We start from the raw sequence: 24,570 nt of genomic DNA on the forward strand, positions 1-24,570 counted from the left end.
CTAAAGTGGCTGTCCGAAAAATGTATGTAAATTGCGGACCCAGACAGCCATGCCTGACCTCCGAGCGAACATCTCTGCACTTATCGAACAGGCCAGCCCAGGTAAGGTCTGGGTACCGACCGATTTCGCTCACCTTGGCAGCCGAGACGCTATCGACAAGGCGTTGCAGCGGTTTGTACGGGCCGGCCTGCTCCGTCGAATTGACCGAGGCCTCTATGATCTGCCCAAACTCAATCGGCTGACCGGACGCCCCACCATGCCCGACTATCGGGCTGTGGTTGAAGCGATTGCAAGGCGCGACAATCTGCGCCTGCTGGTGGACGGCATGACCGCGGCCAACGACTTGGGGCTGACCGACGCGGTACCGGCACGCGTCACCATTCATACGGACAGCCGCCGGCGTTCGCTGAAGTTCGACAACCTCACGATCGTCTTCAAACAGACCGCACCAAGCCGGCTGTATTGGGCAGGACGTCCTGCAATGCGCGTCGTTCAAGCATTGCATTGGCTTAAAGACACCATTGCCTCTGACAGCGAGCGGATAGCAACTGCGCTTCGCACCGTGCTCGAACACCCCGACCATGGTCAGTCAATCCGCGAGGACCTGATGGCAGGCCTCGGTGCCATGCCAGCATGGATGCGGACCTTTGTTCGCGATCTCCTGGATTGCAATGGCACAGGGGCCGCCACCGGCGAATGCGATGCGAAGAACGGGAAGGTGTCCCATGAAGCCTGACTATCGTCAAATCATCGAGGCAACCGACACGGACCGGCGAGACCTGTTTGTAACTACGGCGGCAAGACTCGGGACGGCAGTCCAGCATATCGAGAAGGATTTTTGGGTGTGTTGGGCCCTAGATGCGCTGTTCAATGGAGTAGCTCAGCCGCCCCGCATCCTGTTCAAGGGAGGAACTTCGCTGTCGAAAGCGTTCTCGTTGATTACAAGATTTTCCGAGGACATAGACATAACGGTGTTCCGGGAAGATCTTGGGCAGCCAGTTCAGGTAGCGGAACTCGCCGCGCTAAGCGGGAAGAAGCGGCGCGTGCGGCTAGAAGAAGTTCGGCAAGCCGCGCAAGCCCACATCGCAGGCCCGATGCGTGAACAATTCGAAGCGCTGGTGCAAGACCAGATGCCAGCAGGACGTTACCGGATCGAGCTTGACCCCGCCGACAGGGACAACCAGACGATCCTTTTTTGGTATCCCGCGGTCACCGCCAACGACAATGCGTACATCCGTTCTGCAGTGAAGATCGAAGCGGGAGCTAAGTCGGCCCTGGACCCGCATGTAACGGCCTCCATCACGCCATATGTCGCGAATGAGCTCGCTTATCTTGATCTCGCCGTTCCCAACGTGACGACTGTGGCGCCCGAACGGACGTTCTGGGACAAAGTGATCATTGCGCACGGCCTTCGGCAATGGCACGGGCACAGAGGGGAAATCCGGCATGGTGGTCAGCGAGTGACACGACATTACTATGATCTACATAGCATGCTCGAATTGGCCAAGCGCAGCGGATGGCATTTGCGTGATGACTTGGCCAATGACTGTGCCACCCACGCGGACATGTTCTTCGGCAGCCCCGATCTGGGCTTGGACCAAGCAAGGCGGGGATGTTTTACGCTAGCGCCAACGGAGGATATGCGAGCAGCTTTGGAAAAGGACTTTCAGGCGATGAGCGGGATGATTTTCGGTGAAGTCCCAGCCTTTTCAAAGGTGATCACTGCCGTCGAAGAGCTTGAGCACCTCGTAAATTCGGAGAGTCAATGATGAAGGCAAGGTTGGTTCGGTGCGACGGTCAAGCGAGACACTTTCACCCGGAATTCCTGAGTGAAACGTAAATCCATATCACAGCAAACCGTCCGCGTTTGCTGTGACCGCAAATTCAGGTCATACGCTAGGTGGGGTTGGTGGACCCAACGAATGGGGTATCGATGCGATGCAAGTGGATATATTTGACATAACGCTCGTAGAGCGAAATATTGCCGGGTTGCTGTGAGGTTATGTTGAAGGGGTGAGGGTGGACGTCTGTCCGCGGAGCTCGCACTTCAGTCGGCCGTTGACGCGCCGGCGCGCGAAACGGCAGCAAAGTCGAAGTGGGCTGCGGCATAGGTGGCATTGCACGCCCAGACTTCTTCACCGTCTTTGTAGAAGGTGACCCATTTGCCGTCGCTGATGCAGTGGGCGCCAGGGAACACTTCGTCATGGCCGTTCGGACCGTCCAGCGGAAAGGGCGCGCGTGGCGTGGCCCAGTAGTGGCCTCTCGGTAGGGGCGCGATCGTCTTTGGCATTCTCATCCGGCCCAGTGCGGTGTTACAGAAGGGCTCCGGCCCCATTACGGGGAAACAAAGGCGGTGTCAATCCTGCAACGGCGTAGCACCGTCTTGTGGCAGCTTCGTGTAGTCTCGTCACCCAACCACCCTCTTGCTATCCGGTGCGATTTCCATGGCGCGATACCTTCAGTTTGTGGTCCGGGCCTTCAGTGTCGGCGCCATCATTGTGATCGTCGCCATCGTCTCCCGGCAAGTATATCTGCTCAATGTCGCGGAAGCCGGCACAGTCGGCGCTGAGCAGGAGCCTGCGACGAAGATGTTAATCCGCTGCGAGACGATGCATAGCCGCCTTCACAACCGGCACAGTTCCGCGGACACTGCGGATGCTGACGAGCAGCCACGTGCTCGTTGTAGGGAATCTTGAAGCCGGCGGCGGCTGCGGGGGGGGGCATGGTCACTGAGCTGTGTCGCCTCGCTTCTTGAGCGCCGCCACTACCCGTTCGTTCAGGCCCAACCGGTAGAGTGTTGCACCTACTTGGGTCAACAAGGCCCGTTCTTTCCCCGCGACCGCTGGATCGGCCAACAGCACCGCCAAGCCGGCAATCGCGTCGTCGACCTCCAATTCCGTTGTGTCATCCAGCGCAAGGCGCCCGAAATCTCGTATCACGTCATCTGGGTCCATCGTGGCTCCATGTGGCTCCATGTGGCTCCATGTGGCTTCCTGCGCCAGTCTAGCCGAGGAGGCGGTCGTCAGTGAGCGCGGAGCGATCCGCTGAATCCAGGCCCAGATGGCGGACTATGGGCTGGCCATGGAGGAGTTGGAAGCGGCGGGCTGCCCGCCTCGCCACCACCGCCTTCTGCAGTCTGCTGCCGCATCGCCGAGGGGCTGAGTTGGGACGGACAGGGCGAGATCTGACTGGCCGCGGCGGGCGGTCATTGCGGGGCAGAACGTGTAGTTTTTCCGGGGCGAGTAGCGGGAGGAAAGAGGGCCCGGGTGTTGCGAGGTCAGGGCGCATCTTTATCTTTCTGGAGCAGGGGCTGGCGGATATCACAATCCGACTGACACAGCTCGTGACGGGCGCCGAGTGTGGACCTGGATGCGGCGGTGCGAATGGGGGATGAATGCGAGCAAATATCCGCTGTAGTAGCCCGATTCCTGATTGTCCGGACTATCATCACGTTTGCTGGTCCCCGGCCGACTTTGCCCCGAGGCCGTACGCGGCCTGAAAAATTGCCATCATTACGTATGCTCATGATTTCCCTCACTGAAGCGCTGAACAATTTGACCGTAGACGATCTGAAATCGCTGATGCGCTGGCTTCCGGATGCGTCACGCATCGGAAAGAAGAGTGGGCTGGTCGAAGAGATCCTGCGGAGCCTTGCCGGCGACAGGCTGTGCGCGCTGTGGGAAGGGCTGGACGAGACCCAACGTTTGGCGGTGGCAGAGGCCACGTATGCCGGGGATGGCTGCTTTAACGCCATGCGGTTCCGAGCGAAGTACGGGCGTTTGCCGCACTTTTTTGTCCGGGACGAGCGGCGCCTACGCCAACACTCTGGGCCGCCCACGGCGTTGTGCCTGTTTCTGTACTATCAGAACGGATGGCACTGCGTGCCTGCCGATCTGAAGGAGCGGCTCATGGCATTCGTGCCGCCGCCCGAGCCTGTCCGGCTGGACACGACCGATACGCTTCCCGAAATGAACGGTGAAAGCCCGTTGACGGTGCGGCTGTGCGAGCGCGATGCCCTGGCGGATCTTCCGGTGCTGCTGCGCCTGGTGGATCAGGGAAAGGTTCAGGTCAGCGAGAAGACATCGCTGCCGGGCACGGCGACGCTGCGTTTGTTGTGCGGGCAACTGTCCGGTAGCGACTACTACGCCGACCACGCGCCGAATCCCACCGATCAGGAGATTGGTCCGATCAAGGCATTCTCTTGGCCGATACTGCTTCAGGCAGCCGGACTTGTACAACGCAACGGCAGCAAGCTGGCGCTGAGCAAGGCAGGACTGAAAGCCCTGACGGCGCCCACGGCTGACGTGCTTGGCACAATTTGGCGGAAATGGCTGAAGGCGACGCTGCTGGATGAATTCAGCCGCATAGATGTCATCAAGGGGCAAAAGGCCAGGGGCGGTGCGATGGCTGCAGTGGCGCCGCGCCGCGCGGCGATCACCGAATTGCTGCAGCGTTGTCCGGCCGGGGAGTGGATCAGCATCGACGCGTTTTCCGGCTTCATGGTGGCAACCGGGCGTACCTTCGACGTGGCCCGCGACCCTTGGAGTCTTTACATCTGCGAGCCGGATTACGGCAGCCTGGGGCACAGCGGCTACCATGACTGGGACATCCTGCAGTTGCGCTACATGCTCTGCTTCCTGTTCGAGTATGCGGCGCCACTTGGCATCATTGACGTCGCATACACCGAACCGGCGGGGGCTCGGCCTAATTTTCGCGATATGTGGGGAACGGATGAACTCCAGTTCCTCAGCCGCTACGATGGGCTGGCCTATTTTCGCGTGACCTCGTTGGGCGCCTATTGCCTTGGCGCCAGCGCCCACTACACGCCGGCGCAGGTCCGGGTCAGCTTGAGGCTGTCTGTCATGCCCGGCATGCAGGTCAAGGTCATCGGGGACAGTCTGTCGGCGGAAGAATCCCTGATTCTGGACATGTGGGCGACGGAAGAGGCGGACAAACTCTGGCGGCTCGACCTTCAGAAGGCCATCGTTGCGGTCGAGAGGGGGCATGACATCGCTGAACTCCGCGAATTCCTGCAGGCCCGGGACGACCAGCCGCTGCCAGACACGGTGGAATCGTTCATCAAGAGCGCCGGCAAGCAGGGCAAGGCGCTGAAAGTCGCAGGGACCACGCTGCTGATTGATTGCCATGACGCGCAAATGGCAGCCATGCTGGCCACTCGCAAGGAGACCGCCCGTCTGTGCCTGCGCGCCGGTGATAGGCATGTGGTAGTGCGGCTCGAGGATGAAGAAAAATTCCGGACACATATTCGCGCGTTGGGCTATGGGATGACGGCCTGAGGTTTGCACGGGTCGGTTGTGCCATGCGAGGGGATGGCGCCGGGGCGAGGGCTAATGGAATAGTTCAAGTGTCGTCATCCCTCGGACGAGACTGGGTTCGACTACCGACCGCGGGCATACCTGCATATGCCTTATTTTTAACATCATGCGTTCCGCGGCTTTCGGTTGTCGTTATTTCCCGTCGCATTTGGGCCAGATCCAAATGCCGTGCCCATACCGCCTCGTAGGGGCTTGACCGGTTCGGCAAGGCGCAACCGGGGGGGCGCGCCGGTGGCAGACCGCAATGGTTGGAATCCCTGAAGCAGGTCGCGCCTGGCGGCGCAGCGAGGGGGTGGTATCTTACGCTTTTGGTCGCTGCGTCGATGGTATGCAGGTGCAACGCCAGAGTATTGAGAGGGGACATCAGCCGCCATGGTGGATTCGGCTTATCCGCAGTTCTTTCGTCCGCTGACGTTGAAGAGGCGCCGGCTGATCGCTGCCTGCATCCGCGCATTCTATGCGCGGCTTTATGGTTCCCATGCCGACTACCGTTCCATCCTCGGGCGCGAGGACTTGCGTGACTTGTTTGTTCAGACCATGCAGTCTGCTACGCTGCCGGCCGACCCTGCCGGGGAAGATGGCGAAGATGGATTCACCGCCGGTGACCTTGCCGACGACCAGAAGCTGGCAAGCGCCATCGTGCGCCTCCTCGTCGCGGACGGCTGGCTCGAAACCGCGGAGGATCGCGTCCGACTGGTTACAGCTTATCGCTTTACCCGCGCCGGCAAGATCTTCGCTCAGGCGTTGACGCTGGCCGACCGCCCACGGGAACGGACCCGTCAGCGCAACATGCGCTCCTGCAAGAATGCACTGAGCGCCTTCATCGAGCGCCGCGACGTGGAAGACCTGCTCGACGCCTACGAGTATGCTGATCGGGTCATTGCCGACCTCTCCGAGGACATCGAACTCTTCTACGACCTGGCCCGCAAGATATTGCTCGATGCGCATGTGCAGGGCAATTGGGATGGGTTCATTGAGTTCGTAGAGCGACGTTTTCGTGATGAGTTCTCGCCCCGGCTGGTCTATGACAATGCCGAGCGCCACCGGCTGGACATCGGGGCGCTGATTGAACGTCTTAACGAGTTGAGCGCGGCCGAGATGCAGGCCATTGACGATGACCTGGCCAACCACGCGGCGTGGGCCGCACAGTCCGCGCCGGACGGGGCTATCTTGAGATGGATGCTTGATCGGATCGACGAGATGGTGACCGCGGCCTGCCGGACGAAGCAGCCGGAATTGTTCCGGGCCATGGAAAGCTATGTCCGCCGCCATGTGGTCTTGTTGTCGCAGAGCCTGTTCATGGGGGCATCGGGCGGCGGGGCGGCATTGTCCACCTTGATCCGCCGCCTGGGGGAGATGCCAGAGCGGGAGCAGGGCGCGTGGCTGGAGCGGCAGGGGGCCGCGCTCGCACCGGTAAGCGTGGCGTTGTATGATCCCGCCGCGGTGCAGCCGAGAAAGGCCGGCGAGCGTAATCGGGCACAGGCCGTGAGCATTGTTCCGGAGATCACGCGGGAAGAGCGTTTACGTCAGTTCGTACGGCAAGCGGAGGAGCGGGCCTTCTCTCTGTCGCATCACGATGTCGTGGATTACCTGCTCGGTTCCATGCGTGGCACGGGTGCGCTGCGCCTGTCCGAGTTGCCGGTCGACGATGCCATCCAGGCGTTGTCGTTGTTGCGGGCCGTCGAGGCGGCACGGGACCATGAGGGACTGGACGTGGAGCGGCTAGACGCCGAGCCGCTGGACAATGCCATCATGTCGGGCACCAACTATGCAATCAGGAGGCGACACATCGGCCATGGATGAAATTACGATTGGCCAACTGGTGGAAGCGGAACTCAAGGCCGGGGGCGTTAGGCCGGAGGCGTTCCGGCAGATTATCGGCCGCCTGTTCGGGCTGTCCATCCTGCACCGGGAGGACAGCTCCATCGAGCGTCAGCTCTACGACGACGCCGTGCGTATCGAGGGCCTGCTCAATGCGTACTTCGACGTGGGCGGGTTCCGGCTGCTGCACGAGCGGCATCAGAGTTATTTTCGGCTTTACCCGCCGGGGGCGCGCGTGCCTGGACTGCCCGCCGAGGACGATGCTATCGCGGTGGACGCCGTGCGGGCGAAGCTCTCCGCCGATTTCGTGGCATGCTGCCTGGTGCTGCGCTTGCTGTACAACGAAAGCCTGCGGCAAGGCTCGATCAACGAGCGCAACGAGGCGCTCGTCACCGTCGAATACCTGAATGCCACGCTGACTGCGCAGGCGCGCCGCTCACTGCCGGCCAAGACTGCGCGGGAGAAGCTCTTCGCCGACCTGAAGCGTGCCCGCCTGATCGACTACCGGGCGGATTCCGAGGTGGAAGATGCTGACGCTCTGATCGCCATTCGTGGAACGATCCTGCAGTTCGTGGCGGATTCCGCCATCGATGCCCTGCTGATCGAAACACGGACACCCGTGTCGGTCGTCACGTCGCCGGAGTCTGACGATGAAGCTTGAGAAGCTCATCCTGGTCAACTGGGGTTTCGTGGTGTCCCGGGAATACCCCTTTGGTCACACCACCTTGCTGTCGGGTTCGACCGGCGTTGGGAAGTCCTCTTTCCAGGACGCGATCCAGCTGGTCATGACCGGAGGCAAGCAGCACATTAACGTTTTCAACTCCGCGCAGGACGAGAGCGGCGCCTCGCGCGCGGGCGGCAAAGTGAGGCGAACGCTGGCGTCCTATGCGGTAGGCATGCGCGACAATCTCTGCGTCCGGCCGTATGGGTCGCACACCTATGTCGTCGCAGTCTTCGCGCCCGATGACGGGGAGTCCGCCGAACCATTCACCGCCGTGGTGGCAGTGGAAGCCGCCGTGTCCGGTACGCGCGAGCAAGGTCGAAGCGTCGACGTGGCGCGCAAGCTCTACTTTGTGCTACCGGGCAGCCGCGCAATGGAGGCGGATTTCATCGAGTCGCGCAAGGGCAATTCGATTACGGCGGTGAAGGTCGAGGATATCTACCATCGGCTGCGCCAGCGCTATCCGCGCGTCCTGCCGTTCGAGAACAGCATCGAAGACTATCTGTGCAAGCTCTATGCCGAGTTTCGCGGTGGCGGCAAGACACTGGTCGGGCCGCGTGAGGCCGAAGCGGCGGCACGGGCCTTCGTCCAGTCCATTGCCCGCAAGACCGTCGGCTCGGTGGACGAGCTGATCCGGGAGCAAGTACTAGCCGAGCCTGATTTCTCCGATCAGATCGGGCATATCGCTTCGCTCATGCAAAACGTGCAGCGTCTGCGCAAGATCGCCACCGAATTACTGGCATGCCGGGAGCGGCTGGGCGTGCTGAAGGCACACGCGGATGCGTTCCTTGCTGCGTTCGAGGAGGCCATGGAGGCCGAACTGGGCGAAGCGCTGCGCCGGCGGCAGGATGTCGAGGAGGAAATCCAAAGACTGGAGGCCTGCCGGCACCGCGCCTTGGCCGATGTCGAAAAGCAGCAGGCGCTTGCCGACCGGCATGCACAGGCGCTAAAGCGCGCCACGGAGTTGCACGGCACGGCCAAGGCGCGGCTCATTGGCAATCCGGTGGCGCAGGAGCGTGAGCGGCTCAGCCGCGAGATGGCCGCGGCCACTGAAACTCGATCCCGAATCGCGCTGGACGTCCTTGGCGCCCTGACGGGCTTGCAAGGCGTGCTGGACGAACTGGCTGCCCTGGCTAGACAGCCAGCAGCTCCAGCCTGCGCCTATGCAGCCCATGTGGAGCGTCTGGTCGTCCAGGCCGTGGCGATCGATGCCGCCGAGGGCCGGGCTGCCGCGCGTGAGCTGGCGGCGATGCTGACAGGCGCGCAGATCGACCCGGCGAGCCTGCGGCGCGACCGGTTTGCCAGGCTGGATGCCGCTCTGGCCCCTATTGCGCAGCAGCTGCACGGCGCGGAAGGCCTGTATGGGGCAGTAGTACAGGAGCAGACGCGAGAGTCGGATCGCGCTGCCGCCCTGCAAGGGGAAATCGATGACCTGAAGCGGCGCCGGCAAGGGCTGGAAGATGGCCACTTTGACTTGCCGGCGCATGTGGAGGTCGCGGTCCGATATCTCGAAGCTCAGATGCCGGGAGCCCGTCCCAGGGTGCTTTGCAACCTCGTCCAGCCGCGGGAGGGCTCACGCTGGCAGAACGCCATCGAAGGGCTTTTGGGCGGCAACCGCTTCGTGATCCTGGTGGACGCGCAGTACGAGGGGAGCGCCATCCGGGCGCTGCGGCATGAGATGCCGGCGACTAGGCAAGGGCGAGAGGCTTCTGTGGTGCAGGGCGAACTGGCCAAGCGGCGGGCGGAAAATCAGGCGCTGTCGCCCGATGCCGTGCTGCAGGAACTGGTGATTGCCGATGAAACCGCGCGCGCTTATCTGATTGCAAGCTACGGGCGTTATGTCAAGGTGGCGGATGCGCAGGCGCTGCGGGGCGCGCCACAGGCACTGACCGTGGACGGCATGGCCAGCGGTGGGTTCAAGATGTTTTCGTCATGGGTGGAGGACGGCGAACTTGCCTTCGGTGCCGAGGCACGGCGCAAGCGTGTGGTGAGGCTTGGCCGGGAGATCGACGAAAAGACGCGGGAAAGGGACGCACATCGCGCAAGCGCCGCGGGGTTGGCTGCATGGGGCGCCCGTCTGCTCGGCCTGAAGCTCGTTCCTGTCGCGCCAATGCTGGACAAGCTGGGTGAGACGCAGCGTGAATTGAGCAGTCTCGCGGCGCAGCTCGCCAGCCTGGATGACTCCGATCTTATCGTGCTGGAGCGCCGCGTGGCGCGTGCAGCGCAGCTATTGGACGGCCACCACCGCTTATCCAATACCGCATCGCGCTTAGCGGGCGAAGCGGAGGGGCAGGCGCGTGGCTTCGAAGCGAACATCGCTGACGCGGAGGCTAAGCTTGCTGGGTGCCAGGACGGCGTGAGACAGGTCAACGCCCGCGTGGCTGAACTGATCCGGCTCAATCCACACTTCGATCCGGTCCGGCTGGACCAGCGCGCCCGGGATGCGGCCAGGGAGCAGACCTCCGCGTCCTTCGATGGACGGCGGCGCCAGCAGGCCGGCCTCTACCGCCAGGAGCGCGAGGCATTCGAGCGGAAGCTGGAGGCACACAACCTCTTGTCTTCCTCGTTCGATGAGCGGGTCGATTTTCAGCCTTGCCAGTCGACCCAGGAGGAGTACGAGTGGCAAGCCTATGGCGGCGTACCCGCCGCCCGGCGGCAGATCTCGGCCATGCTCGAACGGCTCGACCAAGTGCGCATTCTCAATAACACCAGCGAGCTGCGCGGCGCCGAGAAGAGCTTCAACAATACCTTCAGTACGCATTTCGCGCTGGCCGTACGCACCGCGGTGGAACAGGGCATCGATCCGCTCAAGCGGCTTAATGAGAAGCTCAAGCGCTTGGCATTCGGCGAAGACCGTTTCGAGATCGAATATGGGCAGATGGTCAAGGAGTACAAGAAGTACTTCGACCTGTTCCAGGATCTGAACCGGCTGGCCGAGACGCAAACGCCGGTGGATCTGTTCTCCGCGGCCGAAGGCGTGCTGTCCGCCGACAGCGTCGTGGCGCTGGACGACATCAAGCTGCTATTGCTCGACACCAACCGCGACCACGCGTTACGGCGACTGAAGGACATAGCGGATTACCGCAACTATCGGCAGTATGACATCCGCAAGTATTCGGAAGATGGACGCGAGGCGTCCTTGGCGAGAATGGCGACGTTCTCGGGAGGCGAGCTGATGACGCCGGCCTATCTCGTACGGGCCGCAGTGCTGGCCCAGGCGTTTCGCCAGTTCGAGAAGACGCCGAGCCTGAAACTCATGATGATCGACGAGGCCTTCGACAAGATGGATGAGGGCCGCACCGCTGCCGTGATGCGCTATCTCAATGAGAACCTTGGCCTGCAATTGGTGGTTGCCATGCCGTCCCGCGCGTCCGGCCCCCTGCTCGAGTTGTTCAGTTTCGAGCATCGTTTTTCCCTGATGAAGGTGGAGGGTCTGGCAGGGGAACTTGATAAAATTACAGAGGTGGACAGCTCCCTGTTGAAGGCCGACCGGCTGCATGCCCTATGGACTGAACGCCGGGAGGCGGTGCGGCGTGAAGCGGCATTGCAGTTCGACTTGCAGGAGGCACGTAAGCAGTTGGTCTCGGACATGGGGACATGAGCGCCGACGGCATTCCGGGGCGCCGGCCGGCCGCCCTCACCGCGTTGCTGAATGCGCTGGTGGACCGCATCGAGGCGAAGCCGTTTGCCGAGAGGCGCCGCGATATCAGCTTCCCGTTGAGTGCCGGGACGTGGCCAGAGTTTTTCGCGATCGCCCTCCACGGCGAACGTATGTTCGTGTGGCGCGCCCTCGAAGCGCTGCAGACGCAGCCCGGGTTGGCGCTGGTGCTAGACCAGCGTCGCGGCCAGCGGGATCTTGATATCTGGGAGCGCTCACCGAAGCTCGTCATTGCCGCGCAAGCGGAAGCGTTTCTTCGCGATGAGACGGGGCGCCAGCCCAGTGCCTTGGTCGCCTGGATGGCTCAGTGGCGGCAGGCTGTGCCGGCGCGCTTCAGCAACGCGGCGCTGTGCGAGCGGCTGCTGTCCCGTCCGATCCTCATCCTGCCACGTTCACCGGAGCAGGTACTGGAGCGTCTCGCGGGCATCCCGGCGCTTGCGGGCGAAAACCTCATGCTCCATGAGGTGGCAAGCCGGCAGTTCTGGGGCTTGTCTAAAATTCTCAACGGCCAGCAGGAAGCCATTGCCCTGTTGCTGGACACGGATGTCTGCCCGTTTCCGGACAAGCCGGTGCAACTGCTGGTAGCCGCCCGTACAGCCGATTCTGCCGCCCCGATTCTGTTTGTGGAAAACGCCGCAACGTTCGAAGCGATGGCGGCGGGGAGGCTGAGCGCCGCCGAAGGTTTTGTCCTGATATACGCATCAGGATACAAGGCGAGTGCGAGGCGCCTGCGCCAGCCGGTTGGCAGCTCGGTTTATTTTGCTCCGGGCGTGTTTGAGCGGAATGCGGCATTGGGGCTTAGCGTTCTTGCATGGCTACATGGCACCGACGTCACGCGCCCTGTTCATTTCTGGGGCGACTTGGATTTTTCCGGGATGGATATTCTCAAGGAGTTGCGCGTGGTATTCCCAGGCGCGCAAGCGTGGAAGGCTGGCTATGAGGCGCTGCTTGCACGCCTTCTCGCGGAGGAGTCCCACGCGCCGGATGAAGCGAGGAAGTCGGGCCAGACCGATCCGGGCCTTACCGGCTGCCCTTATGCGGATGAAGTGCTGCTGCCAGCACTACGTAGGCTGGGCCGATTTGTCGACCAGGAAAGCCTGTAGCATCTCGACTGTGAATAGGGAGCCCCGCGCCAGACAAATACGCGAAAATCTGCCCGGTTGAGTGCATGCCTTTTAAGACAAGGCTTCGTATTGAGCACCGCATTTCCATGCTCTGGCACACTGCGCGTCGCACAAAAACTTGTCCATTCGCTTGCAATCGAGTCAAGGCAAAGATACTTCCGGCCCGATTCATTCTGGATTGTTACTGCGCTATGGGCTGTTCGTGCTTTCGCTGCAAAATGATACGCCGGCGCGCGAAATCCACTTTGATATCAACAATTTGTACACAACGACTTTTCCACGAAAAGCCCTTTGCACGAGTAGGTTTTCTTGCTGAAACCGTGTCAATCCGCAACGAAAGTACGACCACCCCTGCTACCGCAACGCCGAGGGGCTGAGCTGGGACGGGCCGGGCGAGATGCCGTCGTGACTAAATCGGGCGGTCAATGCGGGGCAGTCGGTGGAGTTTTACCGGGTGGGATAGTCTCGCAGACTATTCCGGTCCTCTGTCCAACGGCGACGTGACGAGGCTGCCCCTTCGCGACGGCCATGGCCGCCTGCAGCAGGTGGATTGGGCGCTCGCGGACGCGGGGCGTTGCGATGCGGTGCTGATTCCCGGCATCGTGCCGGGCGAAGACAGCCTGCCTCCTTGCTCGCAGGGATGCGCGAGGCTGGCGCATGGCTGCGGGACCAGCACGCGCATGGCGCGCTGATCGGCGGCTCGTGCGCGGGTGTATTTGTATTGGGCGAAGCAGGCTTGCTGAACGACCGGCGCTGCACCACGACATGGTGGTTGCATGAGGAACTGAAGCACCGTTTTCCCGGGGCGGATGTCGTATGGGGCTCGGCCTTGCTGGAAGATGACCGGGTGATCAGCGCTGGAGGCCGCCCGTTGTCCTGGATCGACCTGGCGCTACATATGATCAGCAGGCTTGCGGGGCCGCAAGCCGCCCGCATTGCAGCGGACTTCGCCGTCGTCGACAACACACCGCTCCAGCAATCCTTGTATGCCCCCAAGGGCTAGTGAACTCGCGCGACCCGTTCCTGCTGAAGGCCGAACAGGCCGTGCGCGGCATGCCGGGAGGAATCACGAACAGGCAGCCTCGCCGCGACCCTGGCAACCAGCGAGCGGACGCTGCACCGCCGCCTGACGGCGCTCGTCGACGAGTCGCCGAAAGCGTTCATCACGCGCATCCGGCTGGAGACGGCATGCGTGTTGCTCGAAGGCAGGGCCACCAGCATCAAGCGCGTTGCCCTGCGGAGTGGCTACGAGGACGAAAGCAGCTTTCGGCGTGCCTTTTTCCAGTTCGAGGGCATGAGCCCGAGCTCCTATCGCAACTGGGCAAAACAGCGCCTGGACGCAGTGGCGCCGTCGAGGCCCATGCCAGCGCACGAAGGGATGCCTGACCGTCCAGTCCTGCGACAGTCCTGAACGGCCGGTTTTCCCAAACTGCGCAGTCACCCTCACTTTTCCCCAAGGCGGCCGGCGGTCTCCGGAACGATCGCCGCACCGGCCAGGTAAATGGCAGTGACCACCGCGACGAAGATCCCCAGCACTTTTGGCAGGTCGGCAGGGGTGCTCGCGCACAGCGACGCAATCGTCGGCATCATGCCGCCGATGGCAAAGCCGATATTCCATGACAGGCCAGTCCCCGTGGCACGGATGCTGGTGGGGAACCGTTCGTTCAGGAAAATGAGGATCGGAGCAAAGCCCATGCTGCCCAGCATCGCCAGCGCCACGGCATACATGCCAAGCGTGGTGACATCCGGCACCGCGGGCATCCGTTGGTAGATCAACGGCAGCAGCACGACGTTCAAGGCGCCGATCAGCAGGAAGGATCGCTTGCGACCAATCAGCGTGCTGAGGTGACCGGCAAATATCGATGCCACGATAACGCCGACACTGCTGGCCATCAGGATGGCCGCGGATGCGCCCGCCGGTGCCTTCACCACGACCTTGAGGAAGGTCGGCAGATAGCCTGAGGTCAGGTAGTAGGCGCTGCCACCGCCGATCGTGAGCAGGATGTTGACAACAAGGACGCCGCGGTACTTGCTGGAGAACAGGACACGTAACGGGTTCTCAACCGGAGCGGCATGTCCCTTGGCCGCCTGCAACTGCTTCCACAGCGGCGACTCCTCCAGCGAATTGAAGATGAATAGGCCGAGCACCGAGCTGATGATGCCGGAGAAGAACATGCAGCGCCAACCCCAGGTGTCGAACGCATCCCCGGGAAACAGCGCGGTCATTGCCATGTAGGTGATGGAAGCCAGCAGTGCCCCGATACCGGCGCCACCGCCGCCAACCAGCCCCGAGACGGCGCCGCGCCAGGACGGCGGCACCGATTCAGTGCCGATGGTGTGGGTGGATGCCACCACGCCGCCGACAAAGATCCCCTGTACCAGCCGCAGCAGGATGAACAAGGCTGGCGCAAGCAGGCCCACCTGTCCCACCGTGGGCAGCAGCCCGAACGCCGCCGTGGACAAGCCAACGCCGGTAACCGCAACCACCATCGCGCCCTTGCGGCCGTGGCGGTCGGCATAGGAGCCGAAAATCGCGGAGCCGAGCGGACGCATCAGCAGCGTCACGGCAAAAGACGCATACACTGCCGCCAGCGACAGCATGGCGTGCTCCGACGGGAAAAACAGCCTGCCGATCACCGGCGCCACGAACAGTAGGATGAACAGGTCGAACAGGTCCAGCGCCCATCCCATGCATGACGCCGTCACGGCACCAAACACCTGGCGATTGCCCGCCGCTGGCAGCGGCTCGCTGATCGTCTCTGTACTCTTCTTTGCTACGGCTTCCATTGTTGTCTCCTTTGATTTGGATCTCTGCTTGGATCATTACGGCAGCGATGGCGCGCGGGCGGTGCCTTGCCGGCAGGCGAGCGCTCCCCCGCGATGCTTGCGCCGTGGCAGCGGGCATCGTTATCCGGTCAATTCGTCCGGGATGCGGGCGGCCTTGCCGGCGCGCCCGCGATTTGCATCAGCTGCCGCGGAACGCCGGCTTGCGCTTGCCGTGGAACGCTTCCACGCCTTCGCGGAAATCGTCCGAGCTGCGCAGGCGGCTGTAGCAATGCCCTTCCAGCTCGATGGCGATCGACAGCGGCGCATCCTCGGTGTCGTTGAGCAGCTTCTTGGCGGTGCGCTGCGCCAGCGGCGAGAAGCCGCGCAGCTCGTCGACCAGCGCATCGGTGGCGGCTTCCAGCTCGGCGTCGGCCACGCATTCCACCGCGATGCCCCACTCGTAGGCTTCTTTGCCCGAGATACGGCGCGAGCGCATCACAATGTCCTTGGTGCGGCCGATGCCTACCATCTTCTGCAGGCGCGCCGAGCCGCCCGAGCCAGGGATCTGCCCGAGCTTCTGCTCCGGCAGCGCGTACTGCGTGGTCTCGGTGGCGATGCGGAAGTCGCAGGCCAGCGATAGCTCAAAGCCCACGCCGAAGCAATAGCCGCGGTTGGCGGCAATCACCGGCTTGCTGCAGCGCGCCGGCGCCGCCACGTTCCAGGCCAACTGCGAGACGTGCTCGGGCGAGGCCTCCAGGAAGCCCTTGATATCGCCGCCGCTGGAAAAATGCTCGCCCTGCGAGCGCAGCACGATCACGCGCACGCGCTCGTCGGCATCCAGTGCTTCGATGGCAGCGCGCAGCTGGTCGCGCGCCGCCATGGCGATCACGTTGTACGGCGGACGGTGCAGGATGATGTCCGCGCGCTCGCGCGCGGCATTGATCTCCACGGAGAAGCCGTCGAGCTGTTGCAGGCGTTGCTGGTCGGGATGGATCAGTTCGGTTACCTGGGTCATGTCTTACTCCTTGATCGTGTCGACAGGCGTGGCGTCCGCTGCCTGGTTGGGGTTGGGGTTGGGGTTGAGATTGAGGTCAGGATTGCGGGAATGCGAGGCCGGCTCGTACTCGCCGGCGGAGAGCTTGCGGCGCAGGATCTTGCCGACCGGCGACTTGGGGATCTCCTCCACGAAGACGTAATCGCGCGGGCGCTTGAAGTTCACCAGGTCCGAGCCGCGGCAGTAGGTATCCAGTGCCTGCGCATCGACGTTGCCGCGCGACTTGACGAAGGCCACCACCTTCTGGCCCCAGCGCGGGTCTGGCACGCCGGCCACCGCCACTTCTTCCACCGCCGGATGCAGCGACAGCACCGACTCGATATCGACCGGCGAGATGTTCTCGCCGCCGCTGATGATCATGTCGTCGACCCGGCCGCTGACGAAGAGGTCGCCCTCGGCGTCGAAGTAGCCGGTGTCGCCGGTGAAGTACCAGCCGTCGCGCAGCGACTTGGCGTTGGCGTCGTCGCGGTTCCAGTAGCCTTCGAAGGCCTCATCGCCGCGCAGGTCGGCGATGACCTGGCCTTCCTCACCAGTGGCCGCCAGATCGTCGGGCGAGCGGGCGTCCAGGCGCACCACGCGCAGGCGCGTGTTGATGCCGGCGCGCCCCGCGCTGCCGGGCTTGCGGGTGGCGCGCTGGTCGATGCTGAAGGTGTACACCTCGGATGAGCCGTAGTGGTTCACAAACAGCTCCGGCTCGAAGGCCAGCGCAAGGCGGCGCAGCAGGCCGTCGCTCATCGACGCGCCGGCAAAACCGAGCTTGGTCGCGGTGCGGATCGCCGAGGGATCGAATCCCGGATCGGCCAGCAGGTCGTGGTACAGCGTCGGAACCAGGTACAGGCAGGTGATCCGGTGGGTGGCGATCTCCTTGAGCGCCTGCCCGGCGTTCCAGCGCCGCACGCAGACGAACAGGCCGTCCACCAGCGCCATCGCCAGCAGCGAGCGCACGCCCATGGTGTGGTAAAGCGGCATCACGCCAAGGGTGCGCTCGCCATGGCGATACAGGTTCTGCGCGACGTGGGCGAGCGCGGCGGCGCGCTCCTGCCGGTGCCGGCGCGGCACGCCCTTGGGCTTGCCGGTGGTGCCCGAGGTGTAGAGCATCAGCGAGACAGCGCTCGCTTCGGCCACCGGGGCGTCATGCAACGCAACGCTGTCCAGCAGCGAGGCGAACGACATCGAGCCGCCCGCCGCGCAGTCCAGCGCAATGCAGGGCACGGCCTGCGCCGCAGGGCTGGCCAGCACGGCATCGGCGCTGACCGGCTCGAACACCAGCGCCTTGACGGCGGCATCCTGCACGCAATAATCAAGCTCCTCCGGCTTGGCGCGCCAGTTCAGGGGCACCATCACGATGCCGGCGAACTGGCAGGCCCAGTGCAGCGTGGCCATTTCCCAGCGGTTTTGCAATACGACCAGCAGGCGGTCGCCTGGTTCCAGGCCAATCTCGCGCAGGCCGGACGCGACGCAACGGATACGCTCGTACCACTGCGCATAGGTGAGCATCAGGTCGCCATCGACGATGGCGGGCGCATGCGGGCTGCGCTCCACGCTCTGCAGGAAGGTGCGGCCGAGATCAAGCATCGCAGGCCTCCTCGATAACTACGCCGGCAGCAGCATGGCGAGCCCGTGCACGGATCGCGGCTACGTCGAGCACGGCGGCCACGATGGGGGTGTAGCCCGTACAGCGGCACAGGTGCCCGGACAGCATGTCGCGCACATGCGCTTCGCTGGGTTCCGGCACGCGTTCCAGGTAGTCCGCGCACGACATCAGAATGCCGGCCGTGCAGAATCCGCACTGCAGCGCGTGGTGGCGGCGGAAGGCCTCCTGCAGGTCGCTTAGCCCCTCGGCCGGCGCCAGGCCTTCGACGGTATCGATGGCGCGGTCCTCGGCCTGCACGGCCAGCATCAGGCACGAGCGCGCGGCTACGCCGTCGACCCGCACCGTGCAGGCGCCGCAGACGCCGTGCTCGCAGCCAACGTGGGTGCCGGTGGCGCCGAGCTCGTGGCGCAGGAAATCCGACAGCAGCTCGCGCGGCTCGCAATAGCCGCTGCGTTCGCGGCCGTTCAGGGTCAGGGTAATGCGGCGCCGCTCCTGGCGCTGCATCACCTCGGCGGGCTTGCCGGATTCGGCGCCCTTGGTGGTCTTGCTCATTTTGCCTCCTCGATCACACGCATGCCCAGTTTCCGCACCAGGTGCCGACGGTACTGCGCGCTGATATGGGCGTCGTCCTGCGCGCCCAGTTTCCAACTGAAATCGTTGATGGCCTCCTCCAGGTCCTTGCCCTGCAGGCGCGGCCAGGTTTCCAGCACCGGCCGGTCCGCCACGCCACCAACCGCCAGCGCGATGGCGTCATCGGTCACGGTGGCCGCGCAGGCCACCAGCGCAAAATCGCCGTGGCGCGCGGAGAATTCGGCAAAGCCGTAGCGCGCCCCGGGGCGCCGCAGCGGAAAGCGCACCGCCTCCACCAGCTCGTCGGGCTCGCGTGCCGTCATCAACATGCCCTGGAAGAAGCTGGCCGCCGGCAATACGCGGCGGCGCCGCGCGGCGCGCAGCACAACCTCGCCGCCCAGCGCGGTCAGCACCAGGGGCAATTCGGCGCTCGGATCGGCATGAGCCACCGAGCCGCACACGGTGCCACGGTTGCGAATCTGGAAATGCGAAATATGCGGAAAGGCCATGGCCAGCAGCGGCACCTCGTCGGCCAGCGTGGCGCGCCATTCGACGCTGCCCTGCGTGGCCGCGGCACCCACCACCAGGTGAGCGTCTTCCACCCGCACCGTGTTCAGCTCGGCGGTGCGCGAGATATCGATCAGCAGTTGCGGCTGCGCCAGGCGCATGTTGAGCACCGCCATCAGCGACTGGCCGCCGGCCAGCACGCGCGTGCCCTCGCCGCCACGGGCCAGCGCATCGAGCGCGTGCTGCGTGGTTTCGGCGCGCAGGTAATCGAAAGCGGATGGTTTCATCGACGGACTCCCAAACGGGCCAGCAGGCGGGCAAGCCAGCCTTGCGGCCGTACCGGCTTGCCGGCGGCCTGGCGGCCGAGCGATTCGAACAACTGGCGCAGCACCACCTTGGCGGCGCCTTCCAGCATGCGTCCGCCCACGGCGGCGACCTTGCCGGATACCTCGGCCTCGTAGTCGTAACTCAGGCGCGTGCCGCTGCCATGCGGGACCAGCTCCACCAGGCCGGCGCCGCGCGCGCTGCCCAGCGAGGACATGCCGGCGCCCGCCAGCCGCAGCCGGCACGGGGGATCGAGGTCCGACAGGGCGATCTCCGCCTCGAAGCGCGCCTTGATCATCCCGACCCCTACCGTCACGTCGGCGCGGTAGTGGTTCTCGGCGGTGCGCTCCAGCGCGTGGCAGCCGGGCACCACCTTGGCCAGCGCCTGCGGGTCCAGCAGCACGGCGAAGATGGCTTCGGGCGTGGCGTCGAGATCCACCGAGCCGCGCGCGGTGAGCGCCTTGCCACTGCCCTTGCGGGCCGCGGGCACGGCGGCCTCGCGTATGGCTTCCAGCAATTCGGGGCGCGACGGTGGCGGATCGTCGAAGCCCACCATGGCCATCACCTTGGCCGGGGTCAGCGGCAGGCGGATGTCCTGCACGCCGAGCGCGTCCGCCACCGCGTTGGCGATGCAGGGGGGCGTGCTCATGTTGTTGCCCTCGCCCAGGCCCTTGGCGCCGAGCGGCGTGAAGGGGCTTGGCGTTTCCAGGTGCACGATCACCGGATCGGGCACCTCGCAGGTGGTCGGCATCAGGTAGTCGGCCAGCGTGCCGGACTGGAAGCTGCCGTCGGCGCCATAGCGGAACTCCTCCATCAGCGCCGCGCCCAGCCCCTGGGCGAAGGCGCCGCGGATCTGGCCATCGGCCAGCGCCGGGTTGAGCAGCGTGCCGGCGTCGTGCGCGGTCACGTAGCGATCGATACGCACGCGCCCCGTGGCGCGGTCGATCTCCACGCCGCACATATCGAAGGCAAAGCCGTAGGCGGCCGAGGTGTTGATGCGGTCGTTCTCATCCGGCGCTTCCAGGTTGGGCGGCGACCAGAACACCGTCTCGCGCAGGCCAGGCTCTTCTCCCGCCGGCAGCTGCTGCGGTGACCAGTGCGGCGCATTGCTGGCTACACGCGTGAACGGCAGGCCGGATTTGGGCGCGCCTTTGCGGGCAATGCGGCCGTCTTCGAACACCACCTCCGCAGGCGTGCAGCCGAACTGCGGCGCCACGATGCGCGCCAGCTTGTCGCGCACCCGCTCGGCGGCCAGATGCACGGTGCCGGCCACCGCGCCGGCAAAGCGGCTAGAGTAATTGCCGGCGGCAACCGACCACGCATCCTTGTGGGTATCGAACTCGACGTTCACCACCACGTCGGCCGGGTCCACGCCAAGCACGTCGGCCACGACCTGCGCGCACACGGTCATATGGCCCTGCCCGGCCGGCGTCGAGGCAATGGTGACCACCACGCCGCCGAGCAGGTCGACGCTGACCGTGGCGCTGGCGATGGCGCCGTTCTTCGGCCCCACCTTCTTGCGCGCCTCGGCCGGCATGGCGGTGGTGATATAGCCCATGTTGGACACGGACGGCTCGACGATGGCGGCAAAGCCTATGCCATACAGCCGGCCCTCGGCGCGCGCGGCTTCGCGGCGGCACTTCAGCTCGGAGTAGCCGCCTTCTTCCAGCGCGCGCGCCAGCGCCAGCTGGTAGTTGCCGGAGTCCAGCAACGCGCCCGCGGCGGCGCGATAGGGAAAGGCATCGGCGGCAACAAAGTTGCGGCGATACACATCGAGCGGATCGAGGCCGAGCTGCGTCGCGATGCGCTGCACCAGCCGCTCCAGGGCGAAATAAACTTGCGGGCCGCCAAAGCCACGCACCAGGCCGGTGGGCGTCTTGTTGGTCATCACCACCCGGTTGCGCACCAGCAGGTTGGGGATGTCGTAGGCGCCGGTCAGGCAGCCGTGCATGCGGTAGAAGGTGGCGGGCTCCGGCGCGCGCAAGTAGCCGCCGCAGTCTTCGACCTGGTCATAGGACAGCGCCACGATGCGGCCATCAGCCTGCACCGCGGCTTCCAGCGTGGACAGCCGCGCGGTGGCGGAGGTGGCGGCGCTGAGATGCTCGAGCCGGTCTTCCACCCACTTCACCGGTGCGCCGGCCTTGCGGGACGCCAGGCACATCAGCACCGCATAGGGAAACACGGCCTGCTTCACGCCGAAGCTGCCGCCGGAATCGCGCGAGGCTTTGTGGCGCAGCCGGTTGGCCGGCACCTTGAGCGCCATCGCCATCACCGCATGCAGCGAGAACGGCCCCATGAAATTGGAGGTGACGTCGTAGCCCTCGTCACCGGGCAGGAACTCGGCAATCACCACGCCGCATTCGATCGGCGTGCAGGTGTTGCGCGGATAGTGCGCGGTCAGCGTGACCCGGTGCGGCGCCGCGGCAAAGCCGGCTTCAGGCTCGCCGTAGCGGAAGTGGCGGTCGCTCACCACATTTGCGCCTACGCCGGGATGCAGGATGGGCGCCTCGTCGGCCAGCGCGGCTTCGATCGATACCACCGGCTGCAGCACGCGGTAAGTGACGCGCACCAGGTCGAGCGCGTCTTCGGCCAGGGCACGGCTCTCGGCCATTACCACGGCCACCGGCTCGCCCACATAGCGCACGCGGTCCATGGCCAGCGCCCATTGCTCCATTGGCGACTTCACGGCGACCACGAAGGGACGCGACCAGGCCGCCAGGTCGGCGCCGGTAAGCACGGCGTGCACGCCCGGCGCGGCAAGCGCGGCGGTGGCATCGATGGTGCCAAGTTCGGCATGCGCATGCGGGGAACGCACGATGGCCGCGTGCAGGGTGCCGGGCTTCACGCCCAGGTCGTCGCCATAGCGGCCACGGCCGGTGAGGATCGCGGCGTCCTCGAGCCGCTCCATCGCGCGGCCCACGTGACGCTGGCGCCCGGCCGCAGCGCATTCAAGGTGGAGGGCCGCTGCTGCTGCCGGCAGGCTGCGCTTGTCGCTCATGACCGGTCCTCCCGCGTGGCGGGACCCGGGCGGTCCATCTGGTTAGCGGGGATTGTGGGCCGGCACGGGAAAGCGTGTCGCGGCGCGGGGCAAACGCCCGCTGCCACTGTCTCCTGTGTCGTGCCGGTCATGCCGCCAGCATCGTTTGTTCTCATTCCTGACTCCGTTCTGCAGCCGGATCCGGTGGGCGAATCCGCCGGTTCATGCAACGTTGAACAGGAGCTTAGTGAGAATATTGTATCAGTTCTAATATTGTTTTTTGATTGTGTTCATCAATTCTGATGATGCAAGACAGGGCGGTCCTTAGTGGGTGCGTGCGGCCTCACAGCATCACAGACAAAGGGTTTTCCCTAGATATCGGCCAGGTTTTCCGAGACCTGTCGCAACAAAAAAGCTGATACGCTCAGCCCCGTTATACAAATTCGTTGATACCGAATCGACCCACTTAGCATGGACCTCAGACAGATCCAGTACTTCATCGCGCTGTTCGAAGATGGCTCCGTCACACGCGCGGCCAAGCGGCTGAATATCGTGCAGCCGGCGCTGAGCATGCAGATCGCCAAGCTGGAGGAAGAGTTCGGGCAGAAGCTGTTCGATCGCATCCCGCACGGCATGGTGCCGACCGCCGCCGGCCGCATGATGTACCGGCTGTTCCTGCCGATCACGCGGGACCTCGCCAATGCGCGGCAGCAACTGATGCAACGCGAAGAGCAGGTGGCCGGCAGCATCTCCATCGGCATGGTGGCGTCGGAAACGGAAAGCGTGCTGGTGGGGTCGCTGGCGCGCTTCAACGCGCGCTACCCGAATGTGGAGGTATCGGTCGCGGACGGGTTCAGCGCCACGCTGATCGACCTGGTCTCCGCCGGCCAGCTCGACGCGGCGGTGGTGCATAAGCCCCGTGGCAAGCTCTCGCTCCATGTGCAATCCCTGCACGACGAGGAAATGGTGCTGGTCACCAGCGCCGAGCATGGCCCGGAACTGCCGGCGGCGGTGGAACTCACCAAGCTGCCCGGGCTGGAACTGGTGCTGCCCACCAAACGCCATGGCTTGCGCGGCGTGCTGGACGCCGCGACGCAGAAAGAAGACGTCACGCTGCAGCCAAAATTCGAGATCGACATCCTCGGCACCATCGTGCAGTTCGTCGAGGCCACGCGCTTTGCCACGGTGCTGCCACGCATCGTGGTGCAGCGCGCGGTGGATGAGGGCCGGCTGCGCATGTACCCGATCCTGGCGCCGCGCATCGTGCGCCACTTGGTGTGCGTGAGCCATCCGCAGCGCCCGCTCAGCACGGCCGCCGACGCGCTGATCGCGATCGTGGCCGAGGAGATCCGCAGGGTATCCGGAACGCCAGCCTGATCCTGGCGCAGTGGCCCTGGCTACCGCCGGCCTTCCACCGGTCTGCGCACCTCGCGCGGCGCATCGCTGCGCGTGCCGAACAGCGTGTCGCAGATCGGGAAGGTCAGGTTGAAGTTCTGCGTGGCCATCAGGGGGGCGTGCCGGGATAAAGCCGGAAATGACACATATGCCAAAAAGTAATAAAAAACCCGGCCTTTATGCCTTTGGCCTGACCTAGAGACGTCGGCTGGACCGGTTTTCTGCCAGCCGACAGCGTCGTGCAGTAGCTTGCGGACCCCTGCCGAGAGGCTGTCGGGTAACACACCGCCACGGCGGCTTGCAGCCATGGAGCAATGGCATCGCGACCAGAGCTTCCCCGCCCCGACCAAGGCGCTGCTCGTGCGCAACGTGTTCCGCGGCATCGGTTCCAGAGAAAGCGCGTCAAAACCGCTGCGACTCGTCCCGTGGGATCAGGTCGTGTACTGGCTCGATGCGACCAGCGAGACGGCGCGCGCGGAGCGTTTCGCCATCGCGCTCGTAGAGGGCATCACCTGCTGTTTCCTACAGACGATGAGCGACCGCCACTACCTGATTGTGCGGCTTCGAATCGAATCGGCGCGCCGACCGGTTCTCTGACTCCAACCCAGCGTGGTGGCAGGCAGCGCCGCAGGCTTGGCGTTCCGGCATCGACTGCCTATTCTGGTCAGTTCGAGCGGGTTCCGCGCAACCTCGCGAAGCGCCTTACCGAACAAGTCCACCGAT

Annotated in this window: 19 protein-coding genes; 11 read left to right on the forward strand and 8 right to left on the reverse strand. The window is 64.3% G+C overall.

Annotated elements, in window-relative coordinates:
* Window positions 1–49: 49 nt before the first annotated feature.
* Window positions 50–736: a DUF6088 family protein gene (locus DN412_RS27105; protein ID WP_115214398.1), complete on the forward strand. Its 687-nt coding sequence runs from the start codon at window positions 50–52 to the stop codon at window positions 734–736.
* A complete protein-coding gene (locus DN412_RS27110; RefSeq protein WP_115214399.1) occupies window positions 726–1,769 on the forward strand; it encodes a nucleotidyl transferase AbiEii/AbiGii toxin family protein in 1,044 nt (347 codons plus the stop codon). Before DN412_RS27105 ends, DN412_RS27110 begins: the two co-directional genes overlap by 11 nt.
* A 278-nt stretch (window positions 1,770–2,047) precedes the next feature.
* Here the strand turns inward: DN412_RS27110 and DN412_RS27115 are convergent, their stop codons facing one another.
* Both DN412_RS27115 and DN412_RS27125 read right to left on the reverse strand, forming a co-directional pair.
* On the reverse strand, window positions 2,048–2,296 hold the full coding sequence (locus DN412_RS27115) for a hypothetical protein (RefSeq protein WP_167471136.1): 249 nt from the start codon (window positions 2,294–2,296) through the stop codon (window positions 2,048–2,050).
* Window positions 2,297–2,726: 430 nt separating this feature from the next.
* Window positions 2,727–2,954, reverse strand: coding sequence for a hypothetical protein (locus DN412_RS27125; protein ID WP_115214402.1), 228 nt, complete (start codon window positions 2,952–2,954; stop codon window positions 2,727–2,729).
* A 570-nt stretch (window positions 2,955–3,524) separates the two neighbouring features.
* Between DN412_RS27125 and DN412_RS27130 the strand changes: the two genes are divergently transcribed.
* From DN412_RS27130 to DN412_RS45960, 7 genes are all read left to right on the forward strand, one after another.
* Window positions 3,525–5,297 (forward strand): hypothetical protein, encoded by a 1,773-nt coding sequence (locus DN412_RS27130; RefSeq protein WP_244222799.1) that lies wholly within the window; start codon window positions 3,525–3,527, stop codon window positions 5,295–5,297.
* 411 nt (window positions 5,298–5,708) lie between these two features.
* Window positions 5,709–7,139 (forward strand): Wadjet anti-phage system protein JetA family protein, encoded by a 1,431-nt coding sequence (locus tag DN412_RS27135; RefSeq protein ID WP_115214404.1) that lies wholly within the window; start codon window positions 5,709–5,711, stop codon window positions 7,137–7,139.
* Window positions 7,132–7,818, forward strand: a complete 687-nt coding sequence (locus DN412_RS27140; protein ID WP_115214405.1) for a DUF4194 domain-containing protein — start codon at window positions 7,132–7,134, stop codon at window positions 7,816–7,818. The genes DN412_RS27135 and DN412_RS27140 overlap by 8 nt, the downstream gene beginning before the upstream one ends.
* Complete coding sequence (locus tag DN412_RS27145) at window positions 7,808–11,479, forward strand: SbcC/MukB-like Walker B domain-containing protein (RefSeq protein ID WP_115214406.1); 3,672 nt, start codon at window positions 7,808–7,810, stop codon at window positions 11,477–11,479. The genes DN412_RS27140 and DN412_RS27145 overlap by 11 nt, the downstream gene beginning before the upstream one ends.
* Complete coding sequence (locus DN412_RS27150) at window positions 11,476–12,639, forward strand: Wadjet anti-phage system protein JetD domain-containing protein (protein WP_115214407.1); 1,164 nt, start codon at window positions 11,476–11,478, stop codon at window positions 12,637–12,639. Before DN412_RS27145 ends, DN412_RS27150 begins: the two co-directional genes overlap by 4 nt.
* 661 nt (window positions 12,640–13,300) lie before the next feature.
* Complete coding sequence (locus DN412_RS27155; RefSeq protein WP_115214408.1) at window positions 13,301–13,663, forward strand: DJ-1/PfpI family protein; 363 nt, start codon at window positions 13,301–13,303, stop codon at window positions 13,661–13,663.
* A 90-nt stretch (window positions 13,664–13,753) separates the two neighbouring features.
* On the forward strand, window positions 13,754–14,071 hold the full coding sequence (locus tag DN412_RS45960; protein ID WP_115214409.1) for a helix-turn-helix domain-containing protein: 318 nt from the start codon (window positions 13,754–13,756) through the stop codon (window positions 14,069–14,071).
* A 32-nt stretch (window positions 14,072–14,103) separates the two neighbouring features.
* Here the strand turns inward: DN412_RS45960 and DN412_RS27165 are convergent, their stop codons facing one another.
* The 6 genes from DN412_RS27165 to DN412_RS27190 all read right to left on the reverse strand — a co-directional run bounded on the left by DN412_RS27165 (window position 14,104) and on the right by DN412_RS27190 (window position 22,473).
* Complete coding sequence (locus tag DN412_RS27165; protein WP_115214410.1) at window positions 14,104–15,447, reverse strand: MFS transporter; 1,344 nt, start codon at window positions 15,445–15,447, stop codon at window positions 14,104–14,106.
* A 178-nt stretch (window positions 15,448–15,625) separates the two neighbouring features.
* Window positions 15,626–16,441, reverse strand: a complete 816-nt coding sequence (locus DN412_RS27170) for an enoyl-CoA hydratase/isomerase family protein (RefSeq protein ID WP_115214411.1) — start codon at window positions 16,439–16,441, stop codon at window positions 15,626–15,628.
* Between the two features lie 3 nt (window positions 16,442–16,444).
* Complete coding sequence (locus DN412_RS27175) at window positions 16,445–18,055, reverse strand: AMP-binding protein (protein WP_115214412.1); 1,611 nt, start codon at window positions 18,053–18,055, stop codon at window positions 16,445–16,447.
* Entirely contained in the window at window positions 18,048–18,626 is a 579-nt protein-coding gene (locus DN412_RS27180; RefSeq protein WP_115214413.1) for a (2Fe-2S)-binding protein, read from the reverse strand. Before DN412_RS27180 ends, DN412_RS27175 begins: the two co-directional genes overlap by 8 nt.
* On the reverse strand, window positions 18,623–19,438 hold the full coding sequence (locus tag DN412_RS27185; protein WP_115214414.1) for an FAD binding domain-containing protein: 816 nt from the start codon (window positions 19,436–19,438) through the stop codon (window positions 18,623–18,625). The genes DN412_RS27180 and DN412_RS27185 overlap by 4 nt, the downstream gene beginning before the upstream one ends.
* Entirely contained in the window at window positions 19,435–22,473 is a 3,039-nt protein-coding gene (locus DN412_RS27190; RefSeq protein WP_279635244.1) for a xanthine dehydrogenase family protein molybdopterin-binding subunit, read from the reverse strand. Before DN412_RS27190 ends, DN412_RS27185 begins: the two co-directional genes overlap by 4 nt.
* Before the next feature lie 450 nt (window positions 22,474–22,923).
* Here DN412_RS27190 and DN412_RS27195 point away from each other — a divergent pair, with 450 nt between their 5' ends.
* Both DN412_RS27195 and DN412_RS27205 read left to right on the forward strand, forming a co-directional pair.
* Window positions 22,924–23,829 carry a LysR family transcriptional regulator gene (locus DN412_RS27195; RefSeq protein WP_115214415.1) on the forward strand — a complete coding sequence of 302 codons (906 nt, stop codon included), beginning with the start codon at window positions 22,924–22,926 and terminating at the stop codon, window positions 23,827–23,829.
* A gap of 324 nt (window positions 23,830–24,153) precedes the next feature.
* The gene (locus DN412_RS27205; protein WP_115214416.1) at window positions 24,154–24,444 is read left to right on the forward strand and encodes a hypothetical protein; all 291 of its coding nucleotides are present in this window, start codon (window positions 24,154–24,156) and stop codon (window positions 24,442–24,444) included.
* Window positions 24,445–24,570 lie beyond the last annotated feature (126 nt).

Source organism: Cupriavidus lacunae, from assembly GCF_003353055.1.
Classification (GTDB): domain Bacteria; phylum Pseudomonadota; class Gammaproteobacteria; order Burkholderiales; family Burkholderiaceae; genus Cupriavidus; species Cupriavidus lacunae.